General features: G+C 44.7%; 18 protein-coding genes and 1 pseudogene. 12 read left to right on the top strand and 7 right to left on the bottom strand.

Annotated elements, in window-relative coordinates:
* The first annotated feature begins 154 nt into the window (after positions 1-154).
* The 6 genes from spaC to NSQ09_RS11120 all read left to right on the top strand — a co-directional run bounded on the left by spaC (position 155) and on the right by NSQ09_RS11120 (position 4,266).
* Positions 155-1,246: a spore coat associated protein SpaC gene (gene spaC / locus NSQ09_RS11145; protein ID WP_003245845.1), complete on the top strand. Its 1,092-nt coding sequence runs from the start codon at positions 155-157 to the stop codon at positions 1,244-1,246.
* The gene (yheD, locus tag NSQ09_RS11140) at positions 1,236-2,597 is read left to right on the top strand and encodes a spore coat associated protein YheD (RefSeq protein ID WP_003245015.1); all 1,362 of its coding nucleotides are present in this window, start codon (positions 1,236-1,238) and stop codon (positions 2,595-2,597) included. Before spaC ends, yheD begins: the two co-directional genes overlap by 11 nt.
* Before the next feature lie 149 nt (positions 2,598-2,746).
* Positions 2,747-2,965: a YheE family protein gene (locus tag NSQ09_RS11135; RefSeq protein ID WP_010886462.1), complete on the top strand. Its 219-nt coding sequence runs from the start codon at positions 2,747-2,749 to the stop codon at positions 2,963-2,965.
* Between the two features lie 208 nt (positions 2,966-3,173).
* Positions 3,174-3,377 (top strand): beta type acid-soluble spore protein SspB, encoded by a 204-nt coding sequence (gene sspB, locus NSQ09_RS11130; RefSeq protein WP_003233287.1) that lies wholly within the window; start codon positions 3,174-3,176, stop codon positions 3,375-3,377.
* A gap of 104 nt (positions 3,378-3,481) precedes the next feature.
* Positions 3,482-3,646: a hypothetical protein gene (locus tag NSQ09_RS11125; RefSeq protein ID WP_445291715.1), complete on the top strand. Its 165-nt coding sequence runs from the start codon at positions 3,482-3,484 to the stop codon at positions 3,644-3,646.
* A complete protein-coding gene (locus tag NSQ09_RS11120) occupies positions 3,646-4,266 on the top strand; it encodes an SDR family oxidoreductase (RefSeq protein ID WP_341031375.1) in 621 nt (206 codons plus the stop codon). Before NSQ09_RS11125 ends, NSQ09_RS11120 begins: the two co-directional genes overlap by 1 nt.
* Before the next feature lie 49 nt (positions 4,267-4,315).
* Here the strand turns inward: NSQ09_RS11120 and bmrD are convergent, their stop codons facing one another.
* The 3 genes from bmrD to NSQ09_RS11105 form a co-directional block, all read right to left on the bottom strand.
* Complete coding sequence (gene bmrD, locus NSQ09_RS11115; protein WP_272515635.1) at positions 4,316-6,337, bottom strand: multidrug resistance ABC transporter ATP-binding protein/permease BmrD; 2,022 nt, start codon at positions 6,335-6,337, stop codon at positions 4,316-4,318.
* Positions 6,334-8,091, bottom strand: a complete 1,758-nt coding sequence (gene bmrC, locus NSQ09_RS11110) for a multidrug ABC transporter ATP-binding protein BmrC (protein WP_129137550.1) — start codon at positions 8,089-8,091, stop codon at positions 6,334-6,336. The genes bmrD and bmrC overlap by 4 nt, the downstream gene beginning before the upstream one ends.
* A gap of 119 nt (positions 8,092-8,210) precedes the next feature.
* Positions 8,211-8,372, bottom strand: coding sequence for a hypothetical protein (locus NSQ09_RS11105; protein ID WP_128474256.1), 162 nt, complete (start codon positions 8,370-8,372; stop codon positions 8,211-8,213).
* Positions 8,373-8,535: 163 nt separating this feature from the next.
* Between NSQ09_RS11105 and NSQ09_RS11100 the strand changes: the two genes are divergently transcribed.
* Complete coding sequence (locus tag NSQ09_RS11100) at positions 8,536-9,036, top strand: universal stress protein (protein WP_015252456.1); 501 nt, start codon at positions 8,536-8,538, stop codon at positions 9,034-9,036.
* Between the two features lie 126 nt (positions 9,037-9,162).
* Positions 9,163-10,524, top strand: a complete 1,362-nt coding sequence (nhaC, locus tag NSQ09_RS11095; protein WP_144452930.1) for a Na+/H+ antiporter NhaC — start codon at positions 9,163-9,165, stop codon at positions 10,522-10,524.
* Between the two features lie 42 nt (positions 10,525-10,566).
* Here the strand turns inward: nhaC and dat are convergent, their stop codons facing one another.
* Positions 10,567-11,415 (bottom strand): D-amino-acid transaminase, encoded by an 849-nt coding sequence (gene dat, locus NSQ09_RS11090; RefSeq protein ID WP_017695386.1) that lies wholly within the window; start codon positions 11,413-11,415, stop codon positions 10,567-10,569.
* Between the two features lie 284 nt (positions 11,416-11,699).
* Here dat and NSQ09_RS11085 point away from each other — a divergent pair, with 284 nt between their 5' ends.
* A complete protein-coding gene (locus NSQ09_RS11085) occupies positions 11,700-12,548 on the top strand; it encodes a polysaccharide deacetylase family protein (protein WP_032725295.1) in 849 nt (282 codons plus the stop codon).
* Positions 12,549-12,571: 23 nt separating this feature from the next.
* Here the strand turns inward: NSQ09_RS11085 and NSQ09_RS11080 are convergent.
* From NSQ09_RS11080 to NSQ09_RS11070, 3 genes and pseudogenes are all read right to left on the bottom strand, one after another.
* A pseudogene (locus NSQ09_RS11080) lies at positions 12,572-13,262 on the bottom strand (NAD-dependent protein deacylase).
* A gap of 69 nt (positions 13,263-13,331) precedes the next feature.
* Positions 13,332-14,447, bottom strand: coding sequence for a small-conductance mechanosensitive channel protein MscY (gene mscY, locus NSQ09_RS11075; RefSeq protein WP_341031368.1), 1,116 nt, complete (start codon positions 14,445-14,447; stop codon positions 13,332-13,334).
* A 148-nt stretch (positions 14,448-14,595) separates the two neighbouring features.
* Entirely contained in the window at positions 14,596-14,703 is a 108-nt protein-coding gene (locus tag NSQ09_RS11070; RefSeq protein WP_009966908.1) for a YhdX family protein, read from the bottom strand.
* Positions 14,704-14,935: 232 nt separating this feature from the next.
* Between NSQ09_RS11070 and NSQ09_RS11065 the strand changes: the two genes are divergently transcribed.
* Genes NSQ09_RS11065 through crcB form a run of 3 tightly spaced genes read left to right on the top strand, consistent with a single transcriptional unit; the run spans position 14,936 to position 16,402 of the window.
* Complete coding sequence (locus tag NSQ09_RS11065) at positions 14,936-15,667, top strand: glycerophosphodiester phosphodiesterase (protein ID WP_003233314.1); 732 nt, start codon at positions 14,936-14,938, stop codon at positions 15,665-15,667.
* Complete coding sequence (locus tag NSQ09_RS11060; RefSeq protein ID WP_181216928.1) at positions 15,654-16,049, top strand: fluoride efflux transporter FluC; 396 nt, start codon at positions 15,654-15,656, stop codon at positions 16,047-16,049. The genes NSQ09_RS11065 and NSQ09_RS11060 overlap by 14 nt, the downstream gene beginning before the upstream one ends.
* Entirely contained in the window at positions 16,046-16,402 is a 357-nt protein-coding gene (crcB, locus tag NSQ09_RS11055) for a fluoride efflux transporter CrcB (RefSeq protein WP_017695391.1), read from the top strand. The genes NSQ09_RS11060 and crcB overlap by 4 nt, the downstream gene beginning before the upstream one ends.
* The last annotated feature ends 6 nt before the right edge of the window (positions 16,403-16,408 follow it).

The following is a 16,408-nucleotide window of genomic DNA, read 5'->3' as shown; positions in this document are numbered from 1 at the left end:
TCTTAGAAAATCAGCTTGTTCTTTTGGAATAGGGCAAGGTGGAGAATCGTATTCTGTAAAGTAGAATACCGTCAGCTGCGTTCGTCTTACATGTATTTAGCGTAAAGCTGCGGACACTCGCCGGCAGCTTTTGAATAAAAGGGGGAGTCTCACCATGATAACACTCGGTTTTATGTCCTTATCCCGCCAGCATGAAGCGGATTATTCCGCAGAACTGGCCAAAAGAGCACCCGAATTCGGCATACGTTTCATCCGGTTTACACCATTTGATATTTCACCTGACACTTTGCGTGTCAAAGCATCGGTCTATCATTCGGCCAGCAGCACATGGAACGAAACTGAAATGGCGATTCCAGATTATATTTATGATCGCTGTTTTTACGGCAAGGATTCACATTCCCAAAAAGCAAAACCAATCGTTGAGTGGCTCAAAAAATATCCGAAAACGGAATTTATCGGGCGGGGTCTTCCCGATAAATGGACCGTCCTTCACGATTTGCAGCAGCACTCTGTAATCAATCCCTATATTCCCGAAACGATAAAGGTGAGCCGCTACGAACAAATTCACTCCTTTTTATCCAAAGAAAAAGCCTGCATCCTTAAACCGGCATTCGGCGCGGGAGGCAGAGGCGTGATTCTTTTGAAGCTGGGCAAAAAAAACATCACAGCTACTTATCACATCGGAAAGGATAAGCAGACAAAAACGTTTTCCAACCAAACTTCTTTTAAGACATGGTGCAAAAAAGTGCTTCAGCATCAATATTTGCTTCAGCCTTACTTAAACATTCAAGATAAGGAACAATACCCTTGTGATATTCGTCTGTTTATGGAAAAAAACGAAGCAGGTGAATGGAATACAGTCGGAAAGGCAGTAAGACGCGGATACAAACACGGGTTGCTGGCCAATTTGTCAGGCGGATCTGATGCGCTGACATTTGACTCCTGGTTTGAAGATATACCGAAAAAACAGCAAGTGGTTTTACTAGATGATGTGTTTTCAATTACCCAATCGGTTCCGTATTATCTTGACGAGCGCTATGGGCCGTTGTTTGAACTCGGTCTTGATATATGTCTTGCAAAGGACGGGAGAATTTGGATTTTAGATATCAATTCCAAACCAGGCAGGAAGTCAATCCTGCGTGTCTCTCCCGAGCAAAAAGAACAGCTGTACACTTGTCCCCTAAAGCGCTGCCAATATCTGTTTTCTGAGCAAAGCCAGAAAGGAGTTCTTCCGCGTGAATCCTAAACGGTTTTTGATCGGCATAGACAAAACCAGTGAAAACACCCTGTTTCTGCCCTCTTCGCTGAAGCAAGACGGACTTTTGCATGCCGCATTCGGAACGAAGGTTGTCAGATGCCACGTTGCTTACAGACGGCATCTGGAACAAACCGTGCTTCTCTCTGAAAATCTGTTTCATGAGCTTTTGCTTCCCCACCGAAGCAGGGCTGATATACTGATTCATGATCATACAGTGCATATCGGGCCGTTAGTCGGCATCTTTACGGCAGGGTTTACTGTATCTCTTGAACGTCCATTTAAGGATCGTTCCCTCTTTTTTTCTAAGCTTGTCACGTTACACGAGCAAGCCGGGGGCTACTGCTTCGTTTTTGGCGCGCACCAAATCAATTGGGAGGAAGGCACGATTGAAGGCCTCCTTTACAGGGAAAACGGCTGGGAGAAAAAAATCGTTCCATTGCCGAACGTCGTTTATGACCGTTTGCCGAACCGAAAAATTGAAGATTCACTTCTCTTGCAACATACAAAAAAGAGGCTGATCGATGAATATCAGATCCCATGGTTTAATAAAACGTTTTTCAATAAATGGAACGTTCATCAATTGCTCGAAAAAGATCCGAGAACGGCACCCTTTTTGCCTAGATCCGAGCTGACACCGTCTGTGGAGCTGATTGATGAGCTCTGTGGCGCATACAAAAAAGTCTATATCAAACCGGCAAATGGAGCACTCGGCACCGGCATTTATCAGCTGACAAGAACAGATGGCGGCCTGACGGTAAAGCATACGAATGACGCCAAAACTTTTACATCAATTGATTATTCCGATGCCGCCTCATTCCTTGCAGAATTTCAAAAACATCACAACCCGTCCGACTTTCTCATTCAGCAAGGTGTTGATCTCATCGAATTTCAAGGCAAACCAGCGGATTTCCGTGTCCATACCAATAAAAACAGAAAAGGAAAATGGACAGTGACAGCAATCGCCGTAAAAATTTCCGGAAAGAACAGCATTACAACACATCTTTCTAACGGCGGCACTGTAAAGACACTTGCGGAAGTATACGATGATCCCGCTGAAAGAGTTGAGGTCATTAAAAAGCTTTCTGCAGCGGCACTGACTGCAAGCCATGTCCTTCATGATCATATCGAGGGATTTATCGGGGAGATTGGTTTCGATTTTGGCATTGATCAGAACGGTAAAGTATGGATGTTTGAAGCGAATTCGCGCCCGGGCCGAAGCATTTTTTCTCATCCAAATTTGCATCATGTTGATTCTCTTACAAAACGAAGAAGTTTTGAATACGCGTCATATTTATCTGAGAAGGCAATCACATCTCCGGAAGCATTGTGGCCTTCGTAACCTGTCCGCTTTTTTAATAAAGCGGGCTTATCTTTATCCAAAGCTGGGACAAACTGCATATTTAGGCCTCTTCAATGATGTTCTGAAACAATGATACAATGAACATAAGCCGTTTTTATTTAGGTCAATTGATACCAAATGTAAGGAGCGTGGCCGTAATGATTTCTCATTTCAGCTGGAAACCTTTGTTCCCAAAAGAAAAGCTGCCCGGATGGAAAATTTCATTTTATTATAAAGGGACCCATTATGAAGGCATCTATCATAAGAGCGGTGAGATTGAATGGGGAGACTTGTTTCCCGCCCGCGCTGACGAGCCTGCTCTTACAAACGAGATACATGAACTGATGCTTTTTCATATTTATGACTAGCTTAGCCTAAACGGCTAAGCTTTTTTTATTTCTCAAGATTTACCACACAATTCTCCGCATGATTTTCCGGCCATTTTAACATAATACGTAGTAACAAGCCGGCAAAGCATTGGGTTACGCCGAGGCGGCAGTGACACCCGAGAAGGGTTCACAGATTGGTGCAACTCCAGTTAACCCAACCATACTAAATAAAAAGGAGATTTTACACATGGCTAACCAAAACTCTTCAAATGACTTACTAGTTCCTGGCGCAGCTCAGGCTATCGATCAAATGAAACTTGAAATCGCTTCTGAATTCGGCGTTAACCTTGGAGCGGACACAACTTCTCGCGCTAACGGTTCTGTCGGAGGAGAAATCACAAAACGTTTAGTATCTTTCGCTCAGCAGCAAATGGGCGGCAGAGTTCAATAACAATTCAATATATGGCTATAGAGGGCGCGGTTTCCGCGCTCTCTTTATTTTGTCACCCTTTTTTCCTGCTCCACATATCCTAGAAAAAAAGGGAGGGAATCGGGGTGTCATTCATCACCATTGTGAATTGGGAGCTGGTTCAATTCGTAAGTGTATCCATGATTCATGAATATGTTTCCCATCGTTCTGTTTATTTGTACAGGTATTCTTTCCCGCGCTGTTCAAACTTAGAACATCCTTTTATAATAAAAGGCGAGGAGGTTTTTTAATGAAAATCGCTTTATTAGGAGCCAGCGGCCGCGTCGGACAAGCCTTTTTAACACAAGCTGCAGCAGATGAAAGATTTGATATTTTCGCTCTGATCAGATCTCAACATGCTGATCTTCCCCTTTCAAAAGACAGAACCGTCATGGGGAACGCCCGCCGCTTAGAAGATGTGAAAAAAATAATGGAGAATGCTGAAATCTTGATCAGCTGTCTAGGCACAGATGGTGATGATACCTTGCCAACTGCTATGGCACACATTCTCTCCGCTATGGAGGAACAGCATATCAAACGGCTTATTACGATCGGCACCGCAGGGATCCTAGATTCCCGATATGAACCGGGAAAATACCGGTTTGAAACAAATGAATCGAAACGAAAGCAGACCCGCGCAGCCAAGGAGCATGCAAAAGTATACGAAATGCTTAAAGAATCATCATTAGACTGGACAATCATCTGCCCCACTTACCTCCCGGACGGAACAGCAACCGGCGTTTATCGTACGGAGCGTAACGTTTTGCCTGAGGGCGGCACAAGCATTTCGGTCGGCGATACTGCGGACTTTTTATATCGTGAGCTCGTTACAGGTGAGTATGTCGGATACCGTGTCGGACTGGCTTATTGACTACATAAACCAAAAACCCAAAACACGATTGTTTTGGGTTTTTTAAACGTTATGCAATGGAATGTTTCTGTCCCTTTTGCAATTCATACATTTGATAATATTGGCCTTCTAATGCCATCAATTCCTCGTGGTTCCCTCTCTCAACAATTTCTCCTTTATCAAGAACCAAAATCTGATCAGCATTTCTGATTGTTGAAAGCCGGTGAGCGATGACGAAGGTGGTGCGTCCTTGTTTGACGACATCAAGCGCCTTCTGGATCACGGCCTCTGTCTCTGTATCAATATGCGCCGTTGCCTCATCTAAAATCAAGATCGCGGGATCAAACGCCAAAGCTCTAGCAAAAGAAATTAACTGCCGCTCTCCAGAGGATAGCGTGCTGCCTTTTTCAATCACGGGCTCATTAATGCCCTTCGGAAGCTTCTTAAGAAGCGGCTCAGCACCGACTTGCCGCAGTGCATTTTTTATTTCTTCTTCAGTCATTCTTTCGTCATCCAGACTTACATTAGATCCGATTGTACCCGAGAATAAGTACGGGTCCTGAAGCACAATGCCCATATGGGATCTGAGTTCCTGTCTTGACATGTTGTAAATGCTTCTCCCATCAATCAGAATATCCCCTTTTTGCGCATCATAAAAACGAAACAGAAGATTCAAAATCGAGCTTTTTCCTGATCCCGTATGGCCGACGAGAGCCACGGTTTCGCCTTTTTGCGCAGTAAAGGAAATATGCTTTAATACCTCTTCACCTTCTTGATACGCAAATGACACATCACGAAATTCAACCCGCCCCAGCGCGCGCTCCTTCGCCGGTTCACCCGCTTCTTCCGTATTCTTTTCTTCAAGCAGTTCAAAAACACGCCCGGCGGAGACCCTTGCAAGCTCCAGCTTTGAAAACTGATTGACGATGCCTGTGATCGGCTGAAATAACCGGTTCAAATAATCGACAAACGCGTACAGCACACCGATAGAAACAATCCCGGCCGCATTCAGGCTCGCACCGCCAAAATGCCAGATCAAACAGACGAATGCAAGATTGCGGATGACATTGACCAGATTATGGGACATTAAGGAGTTTAAATTCAGCATCCTGTTTTGGAAATAAAAATGTGATTCATTTAATTCCTCAAATTCTCTCATTGTTTCCTTTTGATGGCGGAAAGCCTGAATAATGGTCATGCCTTGAATTGACTCATTCATTTTTGCGTTAATGTCACTGTTGATCGAGCGGATTTTTTGGTTGTAATATGACGCATATCTCCGGTATATGACCGACCACAGCCAGATAATCGGCACAATTGCCAGACATACAAACGCAAGCTTCACATCAAGCAGAAACAAAGCCGTGAATATCCCGAACATATAGATTCCGCTTGTCACAAATGTTGAAAGCACTGTGACATATAAATCCCTGATAGCCTCCGTATCATTGGTAATCCGCGCAACGACTTTTCCGGCCGGAAGGTTGTCAAAATAGCGAATCGGCATTTTCTGTATGTGCGAAAACACGTCCTGCCTCATCTTTTGAATAATCCGATTGGCGCTCATCTGCAGCAGATAATGCTGTCCGTATTGAAAGAATACCGAAAACACAAGCAAGCCCCCATACAGGCAGATCAGAAACACCATTCCCTTTATTTCCGGCTGATAGAACTGGAAAAGTTCCTGCTTAGTCAGCTTTTCGGCAGCATATGCCCGGCTCTTGTCTCCGTTTGTGATCGTCAGCTTCCCGTCAGAAACCGTTCTATTCCCGTCGAAGCTGACAGCCTGATCAACAAAATAGAACGCCATTCCCACTTGATAAATATGCGCTTCTTTTGCTTTTGAAACAGGCTCCTGCAATCGGTCCTCTCTGACATATGAGACGCCGTGAAACTGAACGGCATTTTTATCTTTTTCCACAGCTTCATACCATGTTTTCTCAATGCCGAGGATATGGTCGTCTATCATTTTTTTGCCAATAAAGGGCCCAGTCAGTTCTGCACCAACGGCAACAGCTAGCAAAAGGACGGCTGTGATCAGCAATTTTCGATAAAGAAGTGCATATCTCCATAACGTTTTTCCTATTTTCATGCCCCTGCTCCCCCTTCTTCCGCAGTGAACAGCTGCTGTCTTTCATATTGTTCCCGGTACCACCCATTATTGGCCAGCAGTTCTTGATGCGTGCCTCTCTCAGCAATGACGCCGCCGTCCATCACAAGGATCAGGTCAGCGTGCTCTACCGCGGATAATCGGTGCGTCAAAATAAATGTCGTTTTTCCTTTGCGGTTTTCTCTGATGTTCTTGATAATTGCAGCCTCTGTTTTGGCATCTACAGCGGAAAGTGAATCATCCAGAATCAAGATTTCCGGATTCGCCATGAGTGCTCTCGCAATCGAAATTCTTTGTTTCTGCCCGCCTGACAGTGCCACGCCTTTTTCACCGACCATTGTCTCCAGACCGGACGGAAGCATGTGCAAATCTTTTTCAAAATGTGCTTCGGCAATGGCTTGCTGAACCTCTTTATCAGTTGCATCCTGTTTTCCGTATAAAATATTTTCTTTTACAGTCCGTGAAAACAGTAAATGATCCTGAGGCACATATCCGATCCATCCGCGGAGACGGTCAAGAGGGATTTGCTGAATCGGTACACCTGAAAATGTAATGCTCCCTTCACCTGGAGGATACTGGCGCAAAAGCTGCTTAATAATTGTCGTTTTTCCGCTCCCGGTTTTACCTGCAATCCCGACAGTCTGCCCTTTTCGCACCGTAAATGAAATATCCTGAAGATTGTCACTTGTTGAGCTTGGATATGTAAAGCTGACATGACTGAAAACGATATCTCCAGGCTCTTTAAGATCAGCGGGCTGTTTTGGATCTGTCACATCCGTTTCATAAGAAAGAGTTTCATTTACCCGGTCTAATGACGCATTGCCGCGCTGCATCACGTTAATGAGTTCACCGATTGCAAACATCGGCCAAATCATCATGCCGAGATAAACGTTAAAGGACACTAACTCTCCAAGCGTCAGCTCGTTCCGGAATACAAGAAACGCTCCGTAGCCGAGCCCAATCAGATAGCTTGCGCCGACAAGCAGTTTCACCGTCGGCTCAAACAGTGAATCAATAAAAGCCACTTTCATATTTTTCTGATAAACATCAGCGGTCATTTCATTAAACCGGCGAACATCGTTTATTTCCTGAACATACGCGCGAATCACCCGCACGCCTGAAACAGATTCCAGCACTCTGTCATTCAGCGCCCCGAACGCGTTTTGGGCCTCAGTAAACCGCTCATGAATTTTACTTCCATATAGACTGATTGCAATCGCCATGACTGGAAGCGGGATAATGGCGGCAAAGGTCAGCTTCCAGCTGATCAAAAACCCCATTGTCAAAAAGATCGTCATCATAAACATCGTAGAATCGACTAACGTCAAGATGCCAAATCCTGTCGTTAAACTGACGGCCTGAAGATCATTTGTCCCTCGTGCCATTAAATCGCCTGTTCGGTTTTTTTCATAAAACGGCGGCGACATAGTCAGCAAATGCCCCATCAGCTTCGTACGAAGAATTTTCTCCATCAGATTCGCTCCGCCAAACAGCTGATGCATCCAAAAATAAGACATGATATACACGGCCGCCGTCAGCACAAAAAAGATACCGATATAAAACAGCAGCCCTTCCGCAGTAAATGCCCCTGTTTTCATATCATCTATGGCGTTCCCCAAGAGCTTAGGCGGAAACATTTCAATGACATTGACTGCTAATAAAAGGACAATCGCAATCGTATAGCGCAGCCAGTACGCCTTAAAAAACCAGCCAAGCTTTTTCAAAACTGAAAACATCTATCCCCATCTCCTCATCAGCCGCCTTCTATTTTTTCCTTGCAGCTTTTTTCATCCAATTTGGCACGAACAGCCCTCGCCTCTGTATTTACCTTCACATCCCATACACCTGTCTTTCCTTAGATTTTGTATATAAAAAAGGCATGAAGCGTCAGCTCCATGCCTTTTTTAACCGATATGTTACGCACAGCGCTTTTCAGCCCGCGGTCCCACCTAAAAAACCGTTCACGAAAACAGAACAAAAGGTTTGCCGCGCCAATATGAAACTGTTTGATAAACACGCAAATTCCTTGGCATAGCAAACCCTCCTTCCATTCTGATTTCATCTTTTTATCATCATATAAACAAAACCTTTTATTGTCAATCATTACTTGAATAGGAAAAGGTTAATTGTGCTCAAATTCGGGTAGTAGTGTTGTAAGACGCTTTGAAAGGGTGAGAAGGATGTTCCATGCTGACCGTATCATTGTTGCGTTTGACGGAAGTGAAAATAGTAAGAAAGCGCTTCAGACAGCCATTGATCTTGCTAAAACCGTAAATGCCGCTATTACCGTCGCCCATTCACATGATATGAAAGACAATCAGACCGTCATCGACCCGCCCAGACCCGCAGCTGAGGCAAGCTATATCAGCGGAGGCATGACAAGTGTTCCTGATCCGCTGATATCGGATGTAACATCACCTGAGCCAATGATCTATGAAGACCGTACGGAAGAAGTCATCGCCGAAGCCAGAATGATGCTGAATGAACAGCAGGCAGATGGAGATATCGATATATTAGAAGGCGATCCGGCTGAATCAATTATCGAGCATGCAAACCGCATTTCTGCCGATATGATCGTAACCGGAAGCAGAGACCAAAACAGGCTGAAAAAGCTAATATTCGGAAGTGTAAGTGAAAAGCTTTCAGCGAAATCGGATATACCCGTCCTGATTGTAAAGTGAGCACGCCCTGTGCTCACTTCTTTTATATTCATAATTGTGAAAAAACATAGATTTTCGTTTTTTTCTGTTATAATGCTTTCGTGCCCAAAAGCACAAAAGCATTAAAGATAAATATGGGGTGTTATTTTGGATTCTCAAAAAAAGCTGACGTTTCCGTTAGCCGTCGGTTTATTTATATTGATGTTATGCATTATTATTTCTTGCTTATTCTTGCTTCATGTAGAACCTCATATCCCGCTGTTTTTAAGTGTTGTCATGCTTTCAGCTGCAGCTTTATGGTTTGGATTTTCCTGGAAGAGTATTGAAAAAGGGATTGTAGACGGGATCAAAAACGGCGTACAGCCGATTATTGTTCTAGCGCTGATCGGCATCTTAATCGGCGCCTGGATGTACAGCGGCGCAATACCGACTTTGACAGTTTATGCCCTATCCTTTATTGAACCAAGCCATCTTCTGTTGACTGCTTTGTTTTCATGTATGATCATCAGCACACTTGTTGGCTCAAGCCTGACAACTGTTAGCACAATCGGGGTAGCGCTGATTGGCGTAGCGAGCGCGGCTGGCGTTCCGCTTGAATGGACAGCAGGCGCAGTCATATGCGGCGCTTGTTTTGGGGATAAAATGTCGCCGATGTCGGACACAACCAACTTTGCAGCCGGAATAGGCGAAATACCGATCTTTGAACACATTCGCCATATGATGGGCACAACCATTCCAGCTTTGCTCATCACTGTCGTTCTGTTTTACTTTCTCGGTTCATCAGTGTCAGCGGACGCTGCTTCAACCGATAATATTCAGCAGGTCATAACCGGAATAAAAGATGCCGCAAACGTGACACCGTGGGCCCTTCTTTCTCCGCTCTTAGTCGTTTTGCTGGCAATGAAACGGGTATCAGTAATCCCCGTTCTGACTGCCGGAATTATTTCCTCGGGAATTTTGACTGCTATTTTTGTACCCGACAGCAGCCTGCAGGCGTTTATGACAGCTTTACAAAATGGCACAACTTTCGAAACTGACAATGAGGCAGCCGCTAAAATTATTAACAGAGGCGGACTGCAATCCATGATGGGCTCTGTCTCTCTCATTATGATTGCTTTTGCACTCGGCGGATTGATGGAGAAAATCGGATTGATTTCTGCACTATTGGAAGGCGTCATGAAAGGCATCCGCTCAAAAGGCCGTCTTGTTGCAGCAACTGTCTGCTCAAGCATCGGCGTCAACTTGGCAACGGGCGAACAGTATTTATCGATATTAATACCGGGACAATCATTTAAATCTTTATATGACAAACGAAACATCCAGCGAAAATTTCTGACAAGATCATTAGAGGACGGCGGAACATTAATTAACCCATTGATTCCTTGGGGCGTCAGCGGCGCATTTATGGCGAGCGCACTTGGTGTTCCAGTCATAGACTACATCCCGTTTACGTTCTTCCTCTATATATCGCCAATGATCTCCATTTTGATTGGATTTGTTAAAAAATAAAAAGAGCCCCGCTGTAAAAAGCGGGCTCTTTTCTTCGTTCATTTATGAAATGCTAGCAGCCTGTTGAATGCTTTCTTGAAAAGCAGCCTGAAGCTGTTTGGTCACCGGTCCGGGTTTCCCGCTTCCGACCGATTGTCCATCGAGCGTCACGACCGGAATAATTTCTGCCGTCGTTGACGAAATAAAGATCTCTTCCGCCTGTTTCAACTCTTCTTCACTGACAGGAGTCTCATCCAGTTTGATCCCATTCTTCTCAATCAGTCCTAAAATATTCATCCGTGTAATTCCATTGAGAATGAGCCGATTAGCCGGATGTGTTCGCACTGTGCCGTTGATAACGGCATAAACGTTAGAGGATGTACCCTCCGTAACAACGCCGTCCCTAAGTAAAATGGCTTCAAATGCTCCGGCTTCATAGGCCCTTTGCTTCGTCATGACATTATACAGTAAATTCAGACTTTTGATATCACATCTTAACCAGCGAAGATCCTCATCTGTAATGGCCGCCACTCCGTATGCCTGCTCTTGCTCCGGTTTTTTCACCGTAAACGTATAAGCAGTAGTCTGCGGCTCGAGGCCGGCTTCATACTGGTGTTTTCGCGGGGCCACACCTCTTGTTGTCTGAATGTATACCGCTCCCTCACTGACCGCATTTTCCTGTACAAGCTTTTGCAGGTCCCACTCGAGATCTTCTATACTGAATGGCAGTGAAATTCCGATTTCAGCAGCACTTCTGAAAAAACGCTCTGCATGCTCACGTAAGCCGAACAATACTCCTTTGTACACCCTGATCACTTCATAGATGCCGTCACCAAACTGATAACCGCGATCTTCCAAATCGATTGATGCTTCACTGCGCCCAATCAGCCGGCCATTGACTAAAACCTTCATAAAAGCCCTCCCTTTTCGAGATGTCCCTGATGTCATTCAAGCTGTCATTGTCACTAATTCTACCATATTGGACAAGCTGAAAAACAGAAAGATCAAGAGATCTATAGCGGAAAGGAGTTTATTTTTTCCTTAAAATCTGACATTTCGACAAATTTTCTATGTGCTTTCCAGTTTTATTCCTGTATACTTGACTGGTAATACATAGGTTGTAAACATAAGGCATCTTCATAAGCTGCCTGCTGTACAGCATTATGTAGAGATTTTATGCCAATGGAGAGATTGTTATGCGACAAACGAGAGGAGAGGCTTCTCCTTCTGCAGTTTCGCTTGCTTTTAAATTTGCAAGTTTAGCAGTTTTATGTGTGCTGCTTTTGCTTATGGTGATTTTGGGTTATTCTAACAGTTCAACGAAAGCAAAGGAAGTCACTGTCACAACTAACGGACAGCTTCGAGATGAGAAGGAAAGCCTTAAGCTGAAAAACGACTCCCCCGATCTGCTGATAAAACATCTGCAGACAAAGCAGGACATGGGAGATAAAACGGTTTACTTAACCTTCGATGACGGCCCGTCAGCCTTTACAAACCGCTTGCTCGATGTGCTGAAAAGCGCTGATGTAAAAGCGACGTTTTTTATGCTGTCACCGCGGATGAACGAATTCAAACAAGCTGTGAAAAGAGCAGAAAAGGAAGGCCACGCACTCGGTTTACATGGCGTTACCCACAATAACAGATTGTTCTATCAAACACCGACATCTCCGCTAAAAGAAATGCAGGAGGCGCGTGACACGCTGCAGGACATTACAGGATATAAAACCGCTCTTGTCAGAACGCCATATGGAAGCAAACCGTCACTAACCCCCTCACAAATCCGCAATCTTGAGAAAGACGGTTTTGTATACTGGGATTGGACGATTGACAGCATGGACTGGAAATACCGAAATTCAAAGTATGTGACGGCCGTGTTAGAGCAGCTTGAAAATATGGAACACAGCTCTTCAGGCCGCCCGAATGTGATTCTCATGCATGATCTTCCCGCTACCGTAAACGCGCTGCCGGTACTAATCAATAAATTAAAAGAAAAAGGCTATTCCTTCGGAGTGTTAGAGGACACAATGGTTCCTGTTCATGAATAAAAAAGTGAGGCGCATAAGGCGGCTCACTTTTTTATGCCCAAACTTCGGGCAAACTCGCCGATTTTTTGATGGATGACCATGTCAAACAAGCTGTCACAATACGTTGGTTCAAGGTTTATGATGACTTTCTTCATGCCGGGAATCAGACTTGCATCCTCAGGCACAAATCTAGCCGGAGCCACTTCGAGAGACGTGCCGATAACCAATAAAAGATCTGCTTGATCCAGCTTTTCATAAAGGGTGTCAAAGTGCATGACGGCGTCGCCAAAGAGAACAACATCGGTTTTTAATACCGTTCCGCAAATGGGGAAGATCATATCGGGCGCCGCATGCCGGACAAGCTGCTGTCTGGATAGAACCATGCAGTTCGTATACATGCCTGCTCCCCGCTTTTTTATGAAGACCGTCAATGTTTTGCGTGAAAATATCGACGTGCTTCCCTTGCTTCTCCAGCTCAGCTAAAAGCAAGTGTCCTTCATTCGGTTCAAAGCTGCCGCTCATTTTCATCTGGAACAATTCTTTGAATTTGGGCCAAAACAGACGCGGATGACTTAAAAAATAATCAAGGCTCATCGCTTCCATTCTTGAGGCATCTTCCGTCCAAATGCCCCCTGCTGAACGAAAGTCGGGAATCCCTGATTCTGTGCTCATTCCCGCTCCGGTCAGCACAACAATTCGCTGTGCTTCATGTAGAATACTTTTGAATGCTTCCAACTCAACACCGCCTTTTTCTCTTATTTTACCATGAAAAAGACTCCGCCTCTGTCAGACGAAGTCTCTCTTTTAAGCCCGTTCCTTTTCCTCTTTATTTAGATTCACCTGGAATGGGTCGCTTTCGTGCTTTTGCTTGACAACAACCATTTGGCCGGGATATGCAAACTGGACACCTTCTGCACCTAAAATCTCAATAATTTTATAGTTGATATCCTCTCTAATATTAAGGTTTTCAGCCCAAACTGTCGTTTTTGTATAGAAGTTAAAAAATAAATTGTAGTAGCTGTCGGCAAACGTATCGAAGTTGACCATGATTGTTTCATTATCAACGCCCTCATGCTCTAAGAGCATTGTTCTGAGAGAATGAATGGAGCGTTCAAGGTTCTCAATCGGCGTAGCGTAGGACACATGGATGGAAAACGTAATCTGGCGTTTGGTCATTCTTGTCCAGTTCGTGATCGCTTCCATCGACAGCGTAGAGTTCGGCACCGTTACAAGCGCCCCCTGTGCTGTTCTGAATCTCGTGCTCCTAAAGGTAATATCCTCGACTGATCCTGTTACTGTCGACGTCTCCACCCAGTCACCAATTGTAAACGGCTTTTCAGTAATAATAATAATACCGCCGAAGAAGTTGCTGATGGTATCCTTCGCGGCAAGCGCAAAAGCCAGTCCGCCAAGACCAAGGCCCGCTACAAATCCGCTGACATCATAATTGAATTCCTGAGCGATCACACTGACACTGAGCGCAATGATCACAAAACGGAGCAATTTGGATAAAAACGGGGCCAGAATGTCATCCATGTCAAGCTCAAAGCGCTGATTCACCTTATGGAAGATAAACGACGATGTTGCGGTCAAATTACAAAGACCCCAGCACAAGAGCGCCACAATCAGTGAGCGGTATATTTTGCTGATGACCGGCATTTGCTCATCTAAAAACGGTGAATACCGGATCGCTAAAAACAGCCCAAGGGCAACAAAAAACCATCTGGCCGGCTTATCAAACGCCAGAACCACCTGTTTAAAAATTTCTGTTTTCGGCCGGTTTGTCAAATTAAAAAGCAGGTTAAAGAAATATCTTGTGAATAATTTTCTAAGTATAAGAAACACCAGCAAAATCGCCAAGCTGATGCCGATTTGAATGATGATATCAAGCGTAAAATACTGCTGCAGATAATCCGGCATGACTGTCTCCCCTCTATCCCAATCAATTGTTTATTATACTAAAATATTCGTAAAGATGTTCATTTAAATGTCTTTTGCAGCACAAAACCCCGGCGAAACGCCGGGGTCATTTCTCAATTCATCTATCAGCCAGATTCAATAGGGACAGTCACTTACCTTTTTTCGTTTGTGTCTGATCAAGGAGAGTTGCTTTTTGCATTTCAGCATCCGTTTCGGCTTTAATTCTTTCCTCCACTCTGATTCTCCCTTTTCCCATGATCTCGCCTCCTTTTTTGCTATTATAAAGGATCATATTTTGTTGTGAACATGTCGAAAGACCTAATTTTCTGACGAAATGTGTTCTGATACGCTGAGTGTCTTTTTTTAGTTATACGCATTCCTCAGCCCGGACCATTCCGATATGGCAGAAAAAATTCACCAGTTTGTATCGCGGTGCATATATGTTTTGATACAATAACAGAAATGCCCATACGAGGAGCTGACTTAGCTTGTACATCATTGCCCATCGCGGAGCATCCGGCTACGCTCCGGAAAATACGATTGCCGCATTTGACCTTGCGGTGAAAATGAATGCAGATATGATCGAACTGGATGTCCAGCTTACAAAAGACAGGCAGATTGTTGTGATACACGATGACAGGGTTGACCGAACAACAAACGGATCGGGCTTTGTTAAGGATTTTACCTTGGAGGAATTGCAAAAACTCGATGCAGGAAGCTGGTACGGTCCCGCTTTTCAAGGAGAGCGTATTCCAACCCTGGAAGCGGTGCTCAAGCGCTACCACAAAAAAATCGGCCTTTTAATTGAACTAAAAGGCCATCCGTCTCAAGTCGGAATTGAAGAAGAGGTGGGACAGCTATTAGGGCAATTTTCTTTTTCTATCAATAATATTGTTCAATCCTTTCAGTTCCGCTCCGTCCAAAGGTTCCGCGAGCTTTATCCTTCGATTCCGACAGCGGTCATTACAAGGCCCAACTTTGGCATGCTGTCCAGAAATCAGATGAAGGCCTTCCGCTCTTTTGCAAACTATGTCAATATAAAACACACACGGCTTAACCGTCTGATGATCGGCTCCGTCCATAAAAATGGCTTAAACATATTTGCATGGACTGTCAACAATCAAAAGACAGCGGCAAAATTACAAGCCATGGGCGTGGACGGCATCGTTACAGATTACCCGGATTTCATCATAAAGGATGGCAAACATGAAAATATATAGCGCTGTTTTTATCGGAGGCGCGCTTGGCGCCTGCCTCCGATACGGATTAAACTTATGGATACACACCGGTCAGTTCCCGGCGGCAACCTGGCTGGAAAATGCGGCAGGCAGCCTTCTATTAGGCATTTTGACCGGATTTTTTCTGATCGGGGCAAAACGGCCTCTGCTGTCGGCTTTTTTAGGCACTGGCTTTTGCGGAGGCTTCACAACAATGTCCACGTTTTCTAAGGAAACAGTGATGCTTTTGCAAGGACAACCTTCACTGGCTGTTTTATATGTGGCAGCCTCATTGATATCAGGGATCATATTTGCACTGATTGGTGTTTTTGCGGGACGGCGCATAGCAGGCATTCAGCAAAGAAAGGGGCTGCAGGAAAGATGACACTAGCGGGTATTTTCATAGGGGGCGGTCTTGGCGCAATGTTTCGCTTCTGGCTTGGCAATGTCATAACCGTCAAAACCAAAGGTCTCAGCCTGCCCATTGGCATACTGACAGTCAATATTCTCGGAGCTCTCGGGCTCGGAATATTTACAGGACTTCACGTTGCAAATGCTTCGGTCTCGCTTATCATCGGCACAGGGTTTTTTGGCGCCTTTACGACCTTTTCCACTTTCAGCGTTGAAAGCATTCAACTCCTTATGGCCAAACGTGTAATAGAAAGCATCTTGTACATCGCCTTGACACTTTGCGGATCGCTTTTGGCATTTTGGTGCGGCTGGACAATCACAATGTAAAAAAAC

The sequence above is a fragment of the Bacillus sp. FSL W8-1202 genome (genome assembly GCF_038006165.1).
Lineage (GTDB): Bacteria > Bacillota > Bacilli > Bacillales > Bacillaceae > Bacillus > Bacillus subtilis.
The sequence above is the reverse complement of the archived record's forward strand: the minus strand, read 5'-3'. Positions and strand labels throughout refer to the sequence as shown.